Origin of the sequence: Roseicyclus sp. (genome assembly GCF_052168335.1) — a bacterium.
Taxonomy (GTDB): Bacteria; Pseudomonadota; Alphaproteobacteria; order Rhodobacterales; family Rhodobacteraceae; genus Roseibacterium.
The window spans coordinates 1-13,622 of sequence record NZ_JBQLZP010000222.1 but is presented as its reverse complement, the minus strand read 5'-3'; the positions used below and the strand labels follow the sequence as shown (position 1 = coordinate 13,622).

18 protein-coding genes and 1 other RNA gene are annotated in these 13,622 nt (G+C 70.4%); 11 read left to right on the top strand and 8 right to left on the bottom strand.

Going from position 1 to position 13,622, the window contains the following annotated elements; genetic code table 11:
- The 4 genes from ACTS11_RS06910 to ACTS11_RS06895 form a co-directional block, all read right to left on the bottom strand.
- Positions 1-866: dimethylsulfoniopropionate demethylase (locus tag ACTS11_RS06910; protein WP_442639595.1), on the bottom strand; the 866-nt coding region annotated here is incomplete at its 3' end.
- Positions 857-1,372: a DinB family protein gene (locus ACTS11_RS06905; RefSeq protein ID WP_442639594.1), complete on the bottom strand. Its 516-nt coding sequence runs from the start codon at positions 1,370-1,372 to the stop codon at positions 857-859. The genes ACTS11_RS06905 and ACTS11_RS06910, both read right to left, overlap by 10 nt.
- Positions 1,369-2,073 carry a DUF1326 domain-containing protein gene (locus ACTS11_RS06900; protein ID WP_442639593.1) on the bottom strand — a complete coding sequence of 235 codons (705 nt, stop codon included), beginning with the start codon at positions 2,071-2,073 and terminating at the stop codon, positions 1,369-1,371. The genes ACTS11_RS06905 and ACTS11_RS06900 overlap by 4 nt, the downstream gene beginning before the upstream one ends.
- 12 nt (positions 2,074-2,085) lie before the next feature.
- Complete coding sequence (locus ACTS11_RS06895) at positions 2,086-2,847, bottom strand: DUF2182 domain-containing protein (RefSeq protein ID WP_442639592.1); 762 nt, start codon at positions 2,845-2,847, stop codon at positions 2,086-2,088.
- A gap of 223 nt (positions 2,848-3,070) precedes the next feature.
- Here ACTS11_RS06895 and ACTS11_RS06890 point away from each other — a divergent pair, with 223 nt between their 5' ends.
- The 10 genes from ACTS11_RS06890 to ACTS11_RS06845 all read left to right on the top strand — a co-directional run bounded on the left by ACTS11_RS06890 (position 3,071) and on the right by ACTS11_RS06845 (position 8,759).
- Complete coding sequence (locus ACTS11_RS06890) at positions 3,071-4,108, top strand: polyamine ABC transporter substrate-binding protein (protein WP_442639591.1); 1,038 nt, start codon at positions 3,071-3,073, stop codon at positions 4,106-4,108.
- A gap of 130 nt (positions 4,109-4,238) precedes the next feature.
- Positions 4,239-4,544: an ATP-dependent Clp protease adaptor ClpS gene (locus ACTS11_RS06885; RefSeq protein ID WP_442639590.1), complete on the top strand. Its 306-nt coding sequence runs from the start codon at positions 4,239-4,241 to the stop codon at positions 4,542-4,544.
- Positions 4,545-4,548: 4 nt separating this feature from the next.
- Positions 4,549-4,900, top strand: a transfer-messenger RNA (tmRNA) gene (ssrA, locus tag ACTS11_RS06880).
- A 118-nt stretch (positions 4,901-5,018) separates the two neighbouring features.
- Positions 5,019-5,375, top strand: a complete 357-nt coding sequence (locus ACTS11_RS06875) for a DUF4345 family protein (RefSeq protein WP_442639589.1) — start codon at positions 5,019-5,021, stop codon at positions 5,373-5,375.
- A 79-nt stretch (positions 5,376-5,454) separates the two neighbouring features.
- A complete protein-coding gene (locus ACTS11_RS06870) occupies positions 5,455-5,961 on the top strand; it encodes an SspB family protein (protein ID WP_442639588.1) in 507 nt (168 codons plus the stop codon).
- A gap of 25 nt (positions 5,962-5,986) precedes the next feature.
- Positions 5,987-6,553: a class I SAM-dependent methyltransferase gene (locus ACTS11_RS06865; protein ID WP_442639587.1), complete on the top strand. Its 567-nt coding sequence runs from the start codon at positions 5,987-5,989 to the stop codon at positions 6,551-6,553.
- Positions 6,554-6,623: 70 nt separating this feature from the next.
- Positions 6,624-8,027, top strand: a complete 1,404-nt coding sequence (gene fumC / locus ACTS11_RS06860; RefSeq protein ID WP_442639586.1) for a class II fumarate hydratase — start codon at positions 6,624-6,626, stop codon at positions 8,025-8,027.
- Positions 8,024-8,206 carry a DUF4169 family protein gene (locus ACTS11_RS06855; protein ID WP_442639585.1) on the top strand — a complete coding sequence of 61 codons (183 nt, stop codon included), beginning with the start codon at positions 8,024-8,026 and terminating at the stop codon, positions 8,204-8,206. The genes fumC and ACTS11_RS06855 overlap by 4 nt, the downstream gene beginning before the upstream one ends.
- The gene (locus tag ACTS11_RS06850; RefSeq protein WP_442639584.1) at positions 8,203-8,424 is read left to right on the top strand and encodes a ribbon-helix-helix domain-containing protein; all 222 of its coding nucleotides are present in this window, start codon (positions 8,203-8,205) and stop codon (positions 8,422-8,424) included. The genes ACTS11_RS06855 and ACTS11_RS06850 overlap by 4 nt, the downstream gene beginning before the upstream one ends.
- A 116-nt stretch (positions 8,425-8,540) precedes the next feature.
- Complete coding sequence (locus ACTS11_RS06845) at positions 8,541-8,759, top strand: hypothetical protein (protein WP_442639583.1); 219 nt, start codon at positions 8,541-8,543, stop codon at positions 8,757-8,759.
- A 3-nt stretch (positions 8,760-8,762) separates the two neighbouring features.
- On the opposite strand, the gene ACTS11_RS06840 is transcribed toward ACTS11_RS06845, so the two are convergent.
- Genes ACTS11_RS06840 through ACTS11_RS06830 form a run of 3 tightly spaced genes read right to left on the bottom strand, consistent with a single transcriptional unit; the run spans position 8,763 to position 12,162 of the window.
- Entirely contained in the window at positions 8,763-10,112 is a 1,350-nt protein-coding gene (locus ACTS11_RS06840) for a cytochrome P450 (RefSeq protein ID WP_442639582.1), read from the bottom strand.
- The gene (locus ACTS11_RS06835) at positions 10,109-11,362 is read right to left on the bottom strand and encodes a hypothetical protein (protein ID WP_442639581.1); all 1,254 of its coding nucleotides are present in this window, start codon (positions 11,360-11,362) and stop codon (positions 10,109-10,111) included. Before ACTS11_RS06835 ends, ACTS11_RS06840 begins: the two co-directional genes overlap by 4 nt.
- 44 nt (positions 11,363-11,406) lie before the next feature.
- A complete protein-coding gene (locus ACTS11_RS06830) occupies positions 11,407-12,162 on the bottom strand; it encodes a cytochrome c biogenesis CcdA family protein (protein ID WP_442639580.1) in 756 nt (251 codons plus the stop codon).
- 96 nt (positions 12,163-12,258) lie between these two features.
- Between ACTS11_RS06830 and ACTS11_RS06825 the strand changes: the two genes are divergently transcribed.
- Positions 12,259-12,486, top strand: a complete 228-nt coding sequence (locus ACTS11_RS06825) for a sulfurtransferase TusA family protein (protein WP_442639579.1) — start codon at positions 12,259-12,261, stop codon at positions 12,484-12,486.
- A 97-nt stretch (positions 12,487-12,583) separates the two neighbouring features.
- Here ACTS11_RS06825 and ACTS11_RS06820 read toward each other — a convergent pair.
- On the bottom strand, positions 12,584-13,622 hold a 1,039-nt coding region (locus tag ACTS11_RS06820), incomplete at its 5' end, for an ABC transporter ATP-binding protein (protein WP_442639578.1).

The following is a 13,622-nucleotide window of genomic DNA, read 5'->3' as shown; positions in this document are numbered from 1 at the left end:
TGCTTGACGGGCCCCTCCTTCGCCACGCGGAGCAGCGCGTCGCGCCCGATGCAGCCGATGGCGGTGGCCGTGTTGCAGAAGCGGCCGAGCCCGCATTCATGGGGCGTGTTCTCGCGCGTCATGTCGTTGCCGTAGCTGAGAAGGCCCGCCTCCACCCGCTCGATCCCGTTGGGGCAGCCCGCGCGCAGGTCGAGGTCGCGTCCCGCCTCCATCAGCGCGTTCCAGAGCGGCATGCCGAGGTCGCAGCCCTCGAGGTAGATCTCGAACCCGCCCTGGAGCGAGTAGCCCGACCGCGCGATCAGCAGGTCGCGGCCCGCGAAGTCGAACCAGCCGAAGCGGAAGAAGCGCACCTGCCGGACGCCGTCGCCGAAGACCCGCGCCATCAGGTCGTCGGCCAGCGGCCCCTGCACGGCGAGCGGCGAGACATCGGGCTCGTCCACCAGCACGTCCAGCCGGTAACCGAGCGCGACGGCCTTGATCCAGAGCAGGAGGTCGCTGTCGGCGATGGAGATCCACCAGCGGTCCTCGGCGAGCTTGACCGCCACGGGATCGTTCAGCATGCCGCCGGTCTCGTCCACCATCGGCACGTAGGAGCACTGACCGGGCAGCATCCCCCGCAGGTCGCGCGGCGTCAGCATCTGCACCAGTCGCCCCGCGTCGGGCCCCCGCACCTCCACCTGCCGCTCGCAGGCCACGTCCCAGAGCTGCACGGCGGACTTGAGGTGCCGGTAATCCTCCTCCATCGAGCGGAAGACCGTGGGCAGCAGCATGTGGTTGTAGACCGTGTAGCCGCTGACGCCGGCGGCCTCCACACCCTCGGAAAAGGGCGTGCGGCGGAGCCTGCGCGAGGGCGAGATCAGCGCCATTCGGGAATGTCCGCGGGCATGAAGGGCAGGTCCGTGTCGTCGGGGCGCGCGCCCGCGGCGGTCAGCATGGCGTGGACCTGCCCGCGATGGTGCGCCTGGTGGTTGAAGAGATGCACGACGCACAGCGCGTAGGGCCTGGCCATGTCGCGGCCCATCGCGAAGGAATGCCAGCGCAACTCGCCCGCGAGTTCCTCCTCCGTCACCATCCAGGACCAGGCCGCGATGCGCGCGTCGAGCTTCGGACGCTCGGCCCAGAGCGTCGCCCAGTCGTAGCGCGCGGGCGAGTCCGCGATGCTGCCGCCCGGCCCCTCGCCGCCGTCGAAGCGGGCGATCCACATCAGGTCGCCCCACATCAGGTGGCTCAGCGTCGCGCGGATCGAGCCGAAGAACGCGCCCCGGTCGGCCTCGCGCCCCGCCTCGTCCAGCGTCGCGGCGGCGGCGTAGATCGACTGGTTCTGCCACGCGTTGTAGCGCGCCATGGTGCGCGCATAGTCGGGCGTGATCATTTGCCGGGTCCCGACCAGTCGATGGCGCAGATCTCGCCGGACTTGCCCGAGAGGTCCCAGACGCGGCCGAAGTCGCGCACCTTGGACTTGAGCCCGCGCGCCGCGATCACGTCGGGACCCATCCAGTAGCGGGTGTTGGAGATGACCACCGGATGCTCCGGCGAGGCGCCCTCGATCATCTCGATCTCGCCCTGGATCTTGCGGCCGATGTAGAGGCCGCGCTTGCGCCCCTCGCGGACGATCACGACCTTCTCGCGCTCGGCCCCGATGATCTCGGAGACGAGCAGCGTGAAGAGGCCCGTGGTGCCCCCCGCCGCGCCAGAGAGGATCTGGAGGAGGCCGTTGTAGGCCTTGCCGCTCGCGCGCTCGTCGATATAGGCCGCCACGCGCCAGTCGCCCTCGGCCATCGGCCCCGGGATCTCGACCATGAGGCCCACGTTCAGGCCCGACAGGCTCTCGCCCTCGTAATGGCCCTCGTCGATGGCGATGGCCATCCAGGCCTTGCAGGTGCCTTCCGTCGGCGGGTGCTTCCCGAGGCTCACGACGCAGGGGCAGAAGACCGTGCAGGAGCAGTTGAGGAACAGCTCCCCCCTGATCGCCCAGTCGGTCGGCCGCATCTGGCGGCGCTTTGGGTTCTCGACCCGGCTGTCGATGCGCTGGCTGACCGGCAGGCGGTCGGCGTCGGGTCTGCGTCTCAGCATGCTCTTCCTCCCTCAGACGATTGCGCTGGCCGCGAGCGCGAGCCCGCCCGCGATCAGGATGCCCCCGAGCGGGCGGGTGAGCCACGCGCCGACGAAGGACAGTTTCTCGAGCGCCATCAACAGGGTGGCGAGACCCATGAAGGCGATGTTCATGACGCCCCCCGCGAAGGCGAGCAGCATCAGCGCCCAGCAGCAGCCCATGCACACCACCCCGAGGCGGACGCCGTTGCGGAACGCGCCCTCCGCCCAGTGCTCGAGGAAGAAGGCCAGCGGCGCGCGGCACTTCGAAAGGCACGCCTCCTTCAGCGCGCTGAACTGGTAGGCCCCGGCAAGGACGAGGATCGCGCCCGAGAAGACGGCCGAGCGGCTGTCTCCGAAGACGGTCAGCGCGCCCGCCTGGGTCAGCGCGATCTGCGCCACGGCGGCGAGGACCGAGAAGCCGCCCCAGACGACGAGGTATCCCGCCACGAGCGCGCCAAAACGCGTCTCGGCCCGGCGGCCGAGCTCGTCATAGGTCGCGAAGGCCGGGAGCGCGGTCGGCGCCATCATCGCCGCGCTCATCACGAGCCACATGAGCGTCAGCCCCGCGAGGCCGGCCGCGTCCGGCGTCACGACGCAGAGGCTCCGCAGGAACTCCGCCCCGTAAATCCCCGCCATGTCGCGCAGATCGGGCGGCAGCGCCATCGCGTAGAGCATCGCCCAGGCCGCCAGGATACCGCCATAGAGCGTCAGCCAGTGCGGGCGCGCCATGCCGCGTATGCGTGCCGCCACCATGTCCCCGCGATCCCCCCCGAGCGCTGCGTCCGGGGGCCAGACTGGCCGTTTTCCGCAGCCGAGACAAACGGAAATCCGGGCCCGGCGCCCGTCCCCCGAAAACCGGCCGGACATGCCGCACATGCTGCGCGGCAGCGCGGCGTCACCCCTTGCGGGACAGGCCTCGGTCCCCTACTTCTGCGAGCAAAACTCGCACCACCACCAACAGGGAAAAATCGCCATCATGACCCATCGCCTCGCCCTCGGCACCGCGCTTTCGCTCACGCTCGCGCTGCCCGCGTTCGCGCAGGACCTGCTCGTCTTCGACTATTCCGGCTTCGAGAACCCGGACTATCATCAGCCCTTCATCGACCAGCATGGCGCAAGCCCCGAGTTCGTCTTCTTCGGCGACGAGGACGAGGCCTTCCAGCGGCTGCTCGCGGGCTTCCGCTCGGACGTGACGCATATCTGCGCGGGTTCCGTGCCGCGCTGGCAGGAATCGGGCATCATCGAGCCCTGGGACCGCGCCCGCGTCGCCGCCTACGAGACGCTGAACGCCGACCTCCTCGGCCAGGACGTGCGCGCGGGTTCGGCCGACCTGTTCTTCCTGCCGACCGACTTCGGCTCGACCGCCATCGCCTACAATTCCGACGAGGTTCCGGCCGAGGACGTGGCCAGCCTCGAGATCTTCAACAACCCCGACTATGCCGGGCGCCTGTCGATCCCGGACAACGTGGACGACGCCTACGCGCTGGCCTACCTCGCCACCGGCGTGACCGACTGGTCGGACGTGACGGACGCGCAGTTCGAGGCCGCGACCGAGTGGCTGCGCGGCATCCACCCGAACCTCCTGAACTACTGGGTCGACCCCGCCGAGATCCAGCAGCTCATGGCCTCGGGCCAGGTGCTCGCCGCCTGGGTCTGGAACGAGGTTCCGGTCGCGCTCGCCGACGAGGGCTTCCCCGTGGGCTTCCAGCGCAACACGTCCGAGGGCTCGAGCGTCTGGCTCTGCGGCTACGTGAACATGGCCGAGGGCGAAGGCTCGGAGGACCAGGCCTACGACTACGTCAACGCGATGCACGCCGAGGTCTCGGCGATGCCGCTGCTCGAGAACGGCTTCGGCACGGCGAACGATGCCGCGCTCCAGTCGCTCGGCGCCGAGGCGCTCGAGGCCGCCGGCCTCGGCGAGGTGACGGTGCCGCTGCTCGCGCAGCTGCCGATCTCGAACGAGCAGCGCGAGCGCCAGGCCGAGGCCTTCGAGCGGATCAAGGCGGGCTTCTGATCGTCCGCGACCGGATCGAGGGGCGCCCCGGGCGGGCGCCCCTTTTTCGTGGCGGATGCCGGTCCCGCCCTGCCGCGGCGCCCTTCGATCTGCTAGACTGTCCCCGAAGCACCGACCGCGCGAGGTGTCCATGGCCGGCACGTCGACCGTCCTGAAGCCGAAGGCCGCCACGCTGACCGGGCGGCCGAAGCTCTACAAGGTGATCCTGCTCAACGACGACTACACCCCGAGGGAGTTCGTCGTGCGGGTGCTCAAGGCGGTGTTCCGCATGGACCGGGACGAGGCCTACCGCGTGATGATGACGGCCCACCAGCGCGGCGCCTGCGTGGTGGCCGTCTTCACCCTCGAGATCGCCGAGACCAAGACCGCGCAGGCCAACGGCATGGGCGAGCGCGCGGGCTATCCGCTCACCTTCACGACCGAGCGCGAGGAGTGAGGCGCGCCTTGAATTCGCGCCCGCCCCGCCGTATCTTCGGAATGTTCCGGCAACGGGACTATGGACATAAACGCGCGTGGAATAAGCGGATCGGACCCGGGGGCGGTACCCGGCGGCTCCACCAGACACCCTCGTTGGGGGAGAATGGGGCCGAAACAGGATCGACGAACGTGTAAAGACGTGGCTTTGTCCCGGTGAGCTACCACCGTTATCGGTGCATGAAGCATAATTGCCAACGACAATCGTGCTCCGGTTGCTCTCGCCGCGTAAGCGGTTCGAGTGATCGAAATCTGAAGTCCTTGCCTCTAGCAAGGTAAGGCGGGGTTCGCAGGCACCTGGCAACAGAAGCCTGCACTTTCTCCCGATCGCATCCCGCTCACGCGCGCGTGAACTTTTTTTCAGGCGCAAGTGATCCAACCGCCTCCGCCGACCGTTTAAGGGCAAACCATTTCGGAGTGCGGTATGCTGGGTGCCTTGAGTCTGGTCGATCTCGTGAACATGGCGGTGGCGCTTCTGACCATCGGTCTGGGGCTCCTCGGGTGGCTCGCGCCGCGCTGGACGATGCAACAGCTCGACATGGTCGCAGGCCCGACACACATGGCCTACACCGAGGTTTCGGCCGTCTCCGGCTGCCTCTTCGTCGGTCTCGGCCTCGGCGCGATGATCCTGAACGAGCCGCTCGGCTGGGTCGTCATGGGCCTCGCCTATGCCGGGGCGGCGGTGGGCCGCGTCACCTCGATCTTCCGCGACAAGGCGGCCTCGCGCCAATCCTGGACCTTCTTCGGGTCCGAGGCGGCGCTCGCCTCCTGGTTGATCCTCGCCAACACGTGACCGCACCGGCGCGATCCCTCCGGGGCACGTCGCGCGCGCTTTCATATCGTCGCGAATCTTCTATGGTGAGCGTGTCGCAATGACGATGGATCGCCTGCCCATGTCGCAACGCCCGGACACGATTGCCTATGGACGCCTGATGCATCACGCGATGCGCGGGCTGATCCAGACGGTCCTGTCCGACGTGGCGGCGCATGGGCTGCCGGGCGATCACCACTTCTTCATCACCTTCGACACGCGCCACGACGGCGTGGAACTCGCCTCCTGGCTGCAGGACCGCTACCCGGAGGAGATGACCATCGTCATCCAGCACTGGTACGACGCGCTCGAGGTGGACGACGAGGGCTTCTCGATCACGCTGAACTTCGGCGACAGCCCCGAGCGGTTGCACATCCCCTTCGACGCGATCCTCACCTTCGTCGATCCGTCGGTCGAGTTCGGCCTGCGCTTCGAGACGGTGCCCGCCCCCGACGGGCCGGGCGACGATCCCGCGCCGGGCGGCGACGACGACGACGGAGAGGACGAGGGCCGGACCGGCCGCGACGCCGAGGTGGTCAGCCTCGACACCTTCCGCCGCAATCACTGACGCGCGCCCCGCCGAGCCGCCCGCCATGACCACGGCCCGATCCGACCTCGCCCTCTTCATGGGCCAGCTCCTGCGAAAGCCGCATCAGGTCGTGGCCCTCGCCCCCTCCTCGCGCTTCCTCTGCGCCGAGATGGTGGCCGGGATCGACCCCGCCGCCGGTCCCGTGATCGAGCTCGGCGCCGGGACGGGCAACATCACGCAGGCGATCCTCGACCGGGGCGTACGGCCGCAGGACCTCCACTCCATCGAGATGAACCCGGAGTTCTGCGACCGGCTGCGCGCGCGGTTCCCGGGCCTCAACGTGCATTGCATGAGCGCGGGCGACGTGGGCGCGCTGCCCGTCGACGATGCGCAGGCCGTGGTCTCGGGCCTGCCGCTCCTGTCGATGCCGCTCGGCCTCCAGCGCGACATCCTCGGCGGCACCTTCGCCCGCGTCCGCCCGGGCGGCACCTACGTGCAGTTCACCTACGGCCCGAAACCGCCCGTCGCGCGCCCCGTTCGCGAGGAGCTGGGCCTAGACTGGCGCGTGTCGGGGAAGATTTGGTGGAACCTGCCGCCCGCGCGGGTCTACAGGTTTTTCCAGCCCGGGTGAGGCATCGGTCGCATTGCGCGACGCGTGGCCCGGAGCTAAACGGCATGCAACCGCATACCGGAGGACAGGAATGACCGCCACCCGCCCTGAGACGAGAACCGAATCGGACAGCTTCGGCCCGCTGGAGGTGCCCAGCCACAAGTACTGGGGCGCGCAGACGCAGCGCTCGATCATGAACTTTCCCATCGGCTGGGAGAAGCAGCCCGTGGCCATCGTCCGCGCCCTCGGCGTCATCAAGCGCGCCTGCGCCGAGGCCAACAAGGCCAGCGGCAAGCTGCCGCCCGAGATCGCCGACGCCATGATCGCCGCCGCGCAGGAGGTCATCGACGGCAAGCTCGACGACCATTTCCCGCTGGTCGTCTGGCAGACCGGATCGGGCACGCAGTCGAACATGAACGCCAACGAGGTCATCTCGAACCGCGCGATCGAGATGCTGGGCGGCGAGATCGGCTCGAAGACGCCGGTCCATCCCAACGACCACGTGAACATGGGCCAGTCCTCGAACGACACCTTCCCCACGGCCATGCACATCGCCGCCGCCGTGACGGCGCACGAGGTGCTGATCCCCGGCCTCGAGAAGCTGGCCGCAGGGCTCGAAGCCAAGTCGGAGGAGTTTCGCGACATCATCAAGATCGGCCGCACGCATACCCAGGACGCGACGCCGCTGACGCTCGGCCAGGAATTCTCGGGCTACGCGATGCAGGTGCGGAACGGGATCGCGCGGGTGAAGATGGCGCTGCCCGGCATCTACGAACTGGCGCAGGGCGGCACGGCGGTCGGCACCGGGCTCAACACCGAGACGGGCTGGGACACGACGGTGGCCGCGAACATCGCGCAGATCACCGGCCTGCCCTTCGTCACCGCGCCGAACAAGTTCGAGGCGCTGGCCGCGCATGACGCGATGGTCTTCATGTCGGGCGCGATCAAGACGGCGGCCATGGCCTGCTACAAGATCGCCAACGACATGCGCTTCCTCGGCTCGGGCCCCCGCTCGGGCCTCGGCGAGCTGATCCTGCCCGAGAACGAGCCCGGCTCCTCGATCATGCCGGGCAAGGTGAACCCGACGCAGGCCGAGGCCATGACGCAGGTCTGCGCCCATATCCTCGGCAACGACGCGGCCATCGCCTTCGCGGGCAGCCAGGGCCATTTCGAGCTGAACGTCTACAACCCGATGATGGCCTACAACCTGCTCCAGTCCATGACGCTTCTGGGCAACGCCGCCGACAGCTTCACCGAGCGGATGCTGATGGGCACGCAGGCCAATGTCGAGCGCATCGGGAAGCTCATGCGCGAGAGCCTGATGCTGGTGACGGCGCTCGCGCCCACCATCGGCTACGACAACGCCACGAAGGTCGCGAAGACCGCGCACAGGAACGGAACCACGCTGAAGGAGGAGGCGATCCGCCTCGGCTTCGTCGACGAGGAGACCTTCGACCGCGTCGTGCGCCCCGAGCAGATGATCGGCCCGTCGTGACCGGCAAGGTCCTCAGCCTCTCCCGCGCGCGCAAGACGCGCGCGCGGGACGACAGGAAGCGCAAGGCGGACGAGAACGCCGCGCGGTTCGGCCGCACCAGGGCCGAGCGCGAGGCCGAGGCCGCGCGCGCCGCGCAGGAGGCGGCGCGCCTCGAGGCGCACCGGCGCGACGAGGAATGAACGGCCGGCCCGTCAAGCGCTCCCTGACGCTGCGCGGGCACCGCACCAGCGTCTCGCTCGAGGACGCCTTCTGGGAGGAGTTCCGGAGGATCGCCGAGGCGCGCGGATGTTCCGTGAACGAGCTCGCCGCCGAGATCGACGCGGGCCGCGGCGTGACCTCCGGCCTCGCCTCCGCGATCCGGGTCTTCGTGCTCTCCGAGGTCAAGGCCGGGCGGTAGGCGTTCGTTAACCACGGTCTGGCAGTCTCCCCTCTATGGACAAGCCGCCCCCCAACATCTCGCCCGAGGCCTGGATCGCAGGGATCTTCGGCTCGAAATCCGCGCGGGAGGGAAAGGTGATCCGCCGCGCGCTGCGCGACATCGAGCGCTACGTGGGCCGCGACCGCTTCGTGGCGGAGGTGCACCGGCGCGGCTTTCGCGCGCTGGAGAACGCGGGCCAGCTCATCGTCTTCTGCAATGCCGAGCCGGTGCGGATCGTGCGGCCCGTTTTCGCCGGCGAAAACGACCCGGAAAAGCCGGCTTTTCCGGATCGGAATTGCCGGCAATTCCGCTGACCCCTACCGCCGCGTCACGCGCAGCCGGATGCCGTCGCGGGACCGCACCGTCAGGTGCGCCACCGGCTCGGGATCGTCGCCCGCCACCCGGTCGAAGCGGAACGCCCGGAGCAGAAGCGCCAGGAGGAGCGGCCCCTCCACCATGGCGAAGCCCGCACCGATGCAGACCCTCTCCCCGGCGGAGAAGGGGATGAAGGCCTCGCGCAGGCAGCTCCGTCCGTTCTCGGTCCCCCAGCGCCCGGGGTCGAAGGAGTCGGGTTCGTCCCAGAGGCGCGCGTGGCGGTGGAGGTGCCAGGGCGAAACCACGATCTGCGCGCCCTGCGGCAGGTCGCGGTCGCGGAAGCGCTCGGGACGCGTCGTCTCGCGCACCATCATCGGCACGGGCGGATAGAGCCTGAGCGCCTCGCGGAAGACGTCGCGCGTGACGCGGAGCGCGGCGATGTCGCCGAACTCCGGCCGGGGCGGCAGGGCCCGCGCCTCCTCGGCCGCGCGCGCCTGCCACGCGGGGTAGCGCGCCAGGAGGTAGAGCGTCCACGCGAGCGCGCTCGCGCTGGTCTCGTGGCCCGCGAGAAAGAAGATCGCCACCTGGTCGACCATCTCCTCCGCCGTGAAGCCCTCGCCCGTCTCGGGGTCGCGCGCCGAGAGGATCTTGGTCGCGAGATCGTCCGGCGCGCGGCCCTCTGCCATGGCGCGGACGCGGGCCTCCGTCAGCTCCGCCATCAGGCCGCGGATCGCGCGCGCGGTGGCCCGCGTCCCGGCCCGGTGGCCGCGGGGCAGCCAGCGGGGCAGCGGCAGGAAGGCCGCGAGGTTCAGGATCGGCTGGCTCCTCTGGTGCTCCCGGAAGAGACGATGGACGCGGGCGGCCGTCTCCTCCTCGATCGGGATCGAGAAGAGCGTGCGGAAGATCACGTCGGCGGCGGCGTGGCTCGTGGCCTCCTCGATCTCCTGCACGCCCTCGCCCATGCGCGCCACCGCCGCCTCGCCTGCCGCCAGCATCGCGGGGAAGGTCTCGCGCAGGCGGCCGCCCTCGAAGGCCGGGTCGATCAGGCGGCGCTGCCGCGCCCATTCCTCGCCGTTGGTGAGGAAGACGGAGGCGCCGAGGAGCGGGCGCAGCCCCTCGGCGACGCGGTCGGACTTGGGGAATTCGCGCGGGCGCGCCTTCAGGATTTCTTCTACAAGATCGGGCTGGTTCACCAGGTAGGAGCGGAAGAAGGGTGTCCGGAACTCGGCCATCCAGGCGCGGTAGAGCCTTGCGGGCTGCGCCGAGAGGATGTCCTGCCGGAAGAGGCGCATGTGCCGCCAGAGCGAGACGCGGTCGGCGCGCGGCGTCGGTTTCGGCGGCAGGTCGGTCATGCGGCGCGGTCGGTATGGCCGCTGGCCGTGCGTTCGATGCGGCTGGCCGAGGGCTTGCGCCCGGCGAAGCGCTCGCCGAGCGTCCGGGGCCCTGCCGTGACGGCGAAGTAGTCGTAGTCGCCCGCCGCCCCCTCCAGCCGGTCGAAGGCGTTCAGGTACTGGAAATGCCGCTCGAAGTGGCGCCAGCGCAGCGCCGCGCGCGCCCCGGGTAAGAGCGTGCGGGTGAAGGCGGCCGAGAGGACCAGCGGCCAGCGTTTGCCCGGCCCCGCCACGCCCGAGACCGCGACCGGATCGCAGAGCGCGAAGGCGCAGCCGTCGCCGGGCGCGGAGACGTCGATCCAGCTCAGCCGGTCGCTCGCCGAGACGAGGGCGAGATCGGCGCGGAGCCGGCCCGCGCCCGGCAGGAAGCTGACCATCGGGATGACCTGGCCGAGCGTCAGGAGCCCGAGGGCCGGGCCGCCCTCGGGCACGCGCGCCCCGCGCAGGAGGTCGGCCAGAAGCGACACGGCGATGTAGGCGCCCGAGGAATGGCCGACGACGAGCACCTCGTCGACGTCCGAGCGCAGGGCGGCGGCGATGCGGTCGGCGAACTCGGCCATCCGCGCCTCCTGTTCGGGCGGATAGGCGCCCCGGTGCCGGGCCGAGAAGGCGTAGTCGTGCATCAGGTACCAGGCGAGGAAGTGGTCGCGGCGGCGAAACCAGCGGAGGAGGAGGATACCCCCGGCGCACCCCGCGAGGAGGCCGGGCAGGACGCTCCAGCGCGGTGGGAGCGCCGCGGCGGCGGCCGTGACGGCGAGGGCCAGCGCGGCGGCGGCGAGGAGCTGGAGGAGCAGCACCGCCACCGGGAAGAGCGCGGCGATGACCGGCCCCTTGCGCAGCCGCAGGAGCCGGAAGAGCGCACCCGACGCGAGGTAGATCCCGGCCGTACGGAGGAGCTGCCCGTAGGTCGCGGCGATGCCCTGCGCCATGGAGGCGCGCACGATGTCGGCCCAGTGCAGGACCTCGAAGCGGGCCGCGACCTCGGCCCCCTCGATCCGTGCCGCGACATCCCACCCGTAGGCGCCCGCCTCGGCCCCCGGCGAGAGGGCGATCTCGTGGCCCGAGAACGCCGCCTGGCGCGCCGCCTCGCGGCGATAGCGCTCGCGGTAGCGGCGCGGCGGGGACGGGTCGTAACCGGGAACGTAGAGCACGACCCGCCGGCGCACGGGATGCGTGGGGGCTGGGCTCGCGTGTGTCTCCGGTCCGCTCATGGGGCGCAGGATACCGGGCAAAGCGGGCGGGGCCAGCGGTGATTTCAGCCCAGAAGCGCCAGCGCCGGGAAGGTCTCGAGAAGCCAGAAGGCGAAGGCCGAGAAGGCGCCGGTCATGAGCGCGACGCCGACGCCGACGAGAAGCACGCCCATCGCGCGCTCGATGGTGCGCATGTGCCGCTTGAGCCGCGCCATCACCGCCATGGCGCGGTCGATGAAGGCGGCGGCCAGCAGGAAGGGGATGCCGAGGCCTATGGCGTAGACGGCCAGGAGCGCCGTGCCGCGCTCCACGCTGGCCTCGGTCGCGGCGAGCGACAGGATCGCGCCGAGCTGCGGCCCGATGCAGGGTGTCCAGCCGAAGGCGAAGGCGAGACCGAGAATGTAGGCCCCGAGGGCCGACCCGCCCCGGTCGCCGGCGTCGAGCCGCGCCTCGCGGTTGAGGATGGGGATATTGATGATCCCGAGGAAGTGCAGCCCGAAGATCACGATGACGACGCCCGCGATGCGCCCGAGGAGGATCTGGTTCTGCAGGAAGAACTGCCCGAAGATCGAGGCCGTGAAGCCGAGGAAGACGAAGACGGTCGAGAGCCCGAGGACGAAGAAGAGCGCGGCGAGGAGCGCCTTCCTCCGCGCCGCGGCGGGCGAGGCGTCCATGTCCTCGAGGGTGATGCCGCCCATGTAGGCGAGATAGGGCGGCACGATGGGCAGGACGCAGGGGCTGAGGAAACTCAGCGCGCCCGCGGTCAGCGCCACCAGCATCGCCGGCAGGAGCGACGCGTCGAAGAGATCGATCCCGAACATCGGGAGAAGAGGTAGAGGGTTTTCGCGGGCGCGTCACGATGCGCGTGCGTCACATTCGCGTGGACGCATCGCCGCGGGCGCCGTAGTCGGGGACGCATGGACCGGGACCACGAGATCGACGCCACGGGGCTGAAGTGCCCCCTGCCCGTCCTGCGGCTGCGCAAGCGCCTCGAGGGCGTGGCGCCGGGGGCGGTGGTGCGGCTCCTCGCGAGCGACCCGATGGCGGCGATCGACGTGCCGCATTTCTGCGCCGAGGCGGGGCACACCTATCTCGGGACGGAGGACGTGCCGGGTGGGGCCGCCTACCTCGTGCGGAAGGGCTGAGGGGGGGGCGGCGCCGGCCGGGGCATCGAGCCCCGCCCGGCACCCGGCGCGTTCCGCGCCGAAGTGCGTATTTCGGGAAAGATGAAGCCGGGGGGCCTCAGCGGAAGAGGGTGAGCGCGCGCGGGTCCCAGGCGAGCGCGGTCCGCTCGCCCCGGTCCAGGACGCGGCGGCCGGGCATGTTGCGGGCCGAGACGCGGACGGTCGAGGGCGCGCCCTCGAGCGCCATGTCGTAATAGGTCATGTCGCCGTAATAGGTGACCTCCTCGACGCGGCCCTCGGCGCGGCGGGCGCCGCCGGCGCTGTCGCCCTCGAAGAGGATCGTCAGGCTCTCGGGGCGGAGGCCCACCGCGGCCTCGCCCGGCGCGGCGCCGGAGGGGCATTGCCGGGTGGAGAGCTCGGCCCGGCCGAGACCCGCGATCTCGGCCTCGACCGCCTCGCCCTGCGTGGAGATCACCGCGGCGGGCAGGAAGTTCATCATGCCGATGAACTCGGCCACGCGGCGCGAGGCGGGGCGGCGGTAGAGCGTTTCGGGATCGTCGAGCTGGGCGATGGCGCCCTCGAACATGACGGCGATCCGGTCGGACATGACGAGCGCCTCCTCCTGGTCGTGGGTGACGAGGATGAAGGTGATGCCGACCTCGCGCTGGAGCTTGATGAGCTCGACCTGCATGACCTCGCGCATCTTCTTGTCGAGCGCCGAGAGCGGCTCGTCGAGGAGGAGGACGCGGGGCTTGAGGATCAGCGCGCGGGCGAGCGCGACGCGCTGGCGCTGGCCGCCCGAGAGCGCGTGGGCGGCGCGGCCGCCGAAATTCGCGAGCCCGACCATCTCGAGCGCCTCGCCCACGGCGCGGCGCTTCTCCTCCGACGACCGGGGCGACTTGCGCAGGCCGAAGCCGACGTTCTGCGCGACCGTGAGATGCGGGAAGATCGCGTAGGACTGGAAGACGAGGTTGGTCGGCCGCTTGTTGGGCGGCACCCCCTCCATGTCGCGCCCATCGAGCAGGATGCGCCCCGAGGAGATGTCCTCGAAGCCCGCGATGGCGCGCAGGAGCGTGGTCTTGCCGCAGCCCGAGGGGCCGAGGAGCGAGAAGAACTCGCCCTGGCGGATCTCGGCGCTGATGCCGCGCAGCGCGTGG

What these genes read in the sequence shown, in the direction of transcription:
- ACTS11_RS06905 (WP_442639594.1), bottom strand. Translation starts at nt 1,372, where the DNA reads ATGATCACGCCCGACTATGCGCGCACCATGGCGCGCTACAACGCGTGG.
- ACTS11_RS06900 (WP_442639593.1), bottom strand. Translation starts at nt 2,073, where the DNA reads ATGCTGAGACGCAGACCCGACGCCGACCGCCTGCCGGTCAGCCAGCGC.
- ACTS11_RS06895 (WP_442639592.1), bottom strand. Translation starts at nt 2,847, where the DNA reads ATGGTGGCGGCACGCATACGCGGCATGGCGCGCCCGCACTGGCTGACG.
- ACTS11_RS06890 (WP_442639591.1), top strand. Translation starts at nt 3,071, where the DNA reads ATGACCCATCGCCTCGCCCTCGGCACCGCGCTTTCGCTCACGCTCGCG.
- ACTS11_RS06885 (WP_442639590.1), top strand. Translation starts at nt 4,239, where the DNA reads ATGGCCGGCACGTCGACCGTCCTGAAGCCGAAGGCCGCCACGCTGACC.
- ACTS11_RS06870 (WP_442639588.1), top strand. Translation starts at nt 5,455, where the DNA reads ATGACGATGGATCGCCTGCCCATGTCGCAACGCCCGGACACGATTGCC.
- ACTS11_RS06865 (WP_442639587.1), top strand. Translation starts at nt 5,987, where the DNA reads ATGACCACGGCCCGATCCGACCTCGCCCTCTTCATGGGCCAGCTCCTG.
- fumC (WP_442639586.1), top strand. Translation starts at nt 6,624, where the DNA reads ATGACCGCCACCCGCCCTGAGACGAGAACCGAATCGGACAGCTTCGGC.
- ACTS11_RS06850 (WP_442639584.1), top strand. Translation starts at nt 8,203, where the DNA reads ATGAACGGCCGGCCCGTCAAGCGCTCCCTGACGCTGCGCGGGCACCGC.
- ACTS11_RS06840 (WP_442639582.1), bottom strand. Translation starts at nt 10,112, where the DNA reads ATGACCGACCTGCCGCCGAAACCGACGCCGCGCGCCGACCGCGTCTCG.
- ACTS11_RS06835 (WP_442639581.1), bottom strand. Translation starts at nt 11,362, where the DNA reads ATGAGCGGACCGGAGACACACGCGAGCCCAGCCCCCACGCATCCCGTG.
- ACTS11_RS06830 (WP_442639580.1), bottom strand. Translation starts at nt 12,162, where the DNA reads ATGTTCGGGATCGATCTCTTCGACGCGTCGCTCCTGCCGGCGATGCTG.
- ACTS11_RS06825 (WP_442639579.1), top strand. Translation starts at nt 12,259, where the DNA reads ATGGACCGGGACCACGAGATCGACGCCACGGGGCTGAAGTGCCCCCTG.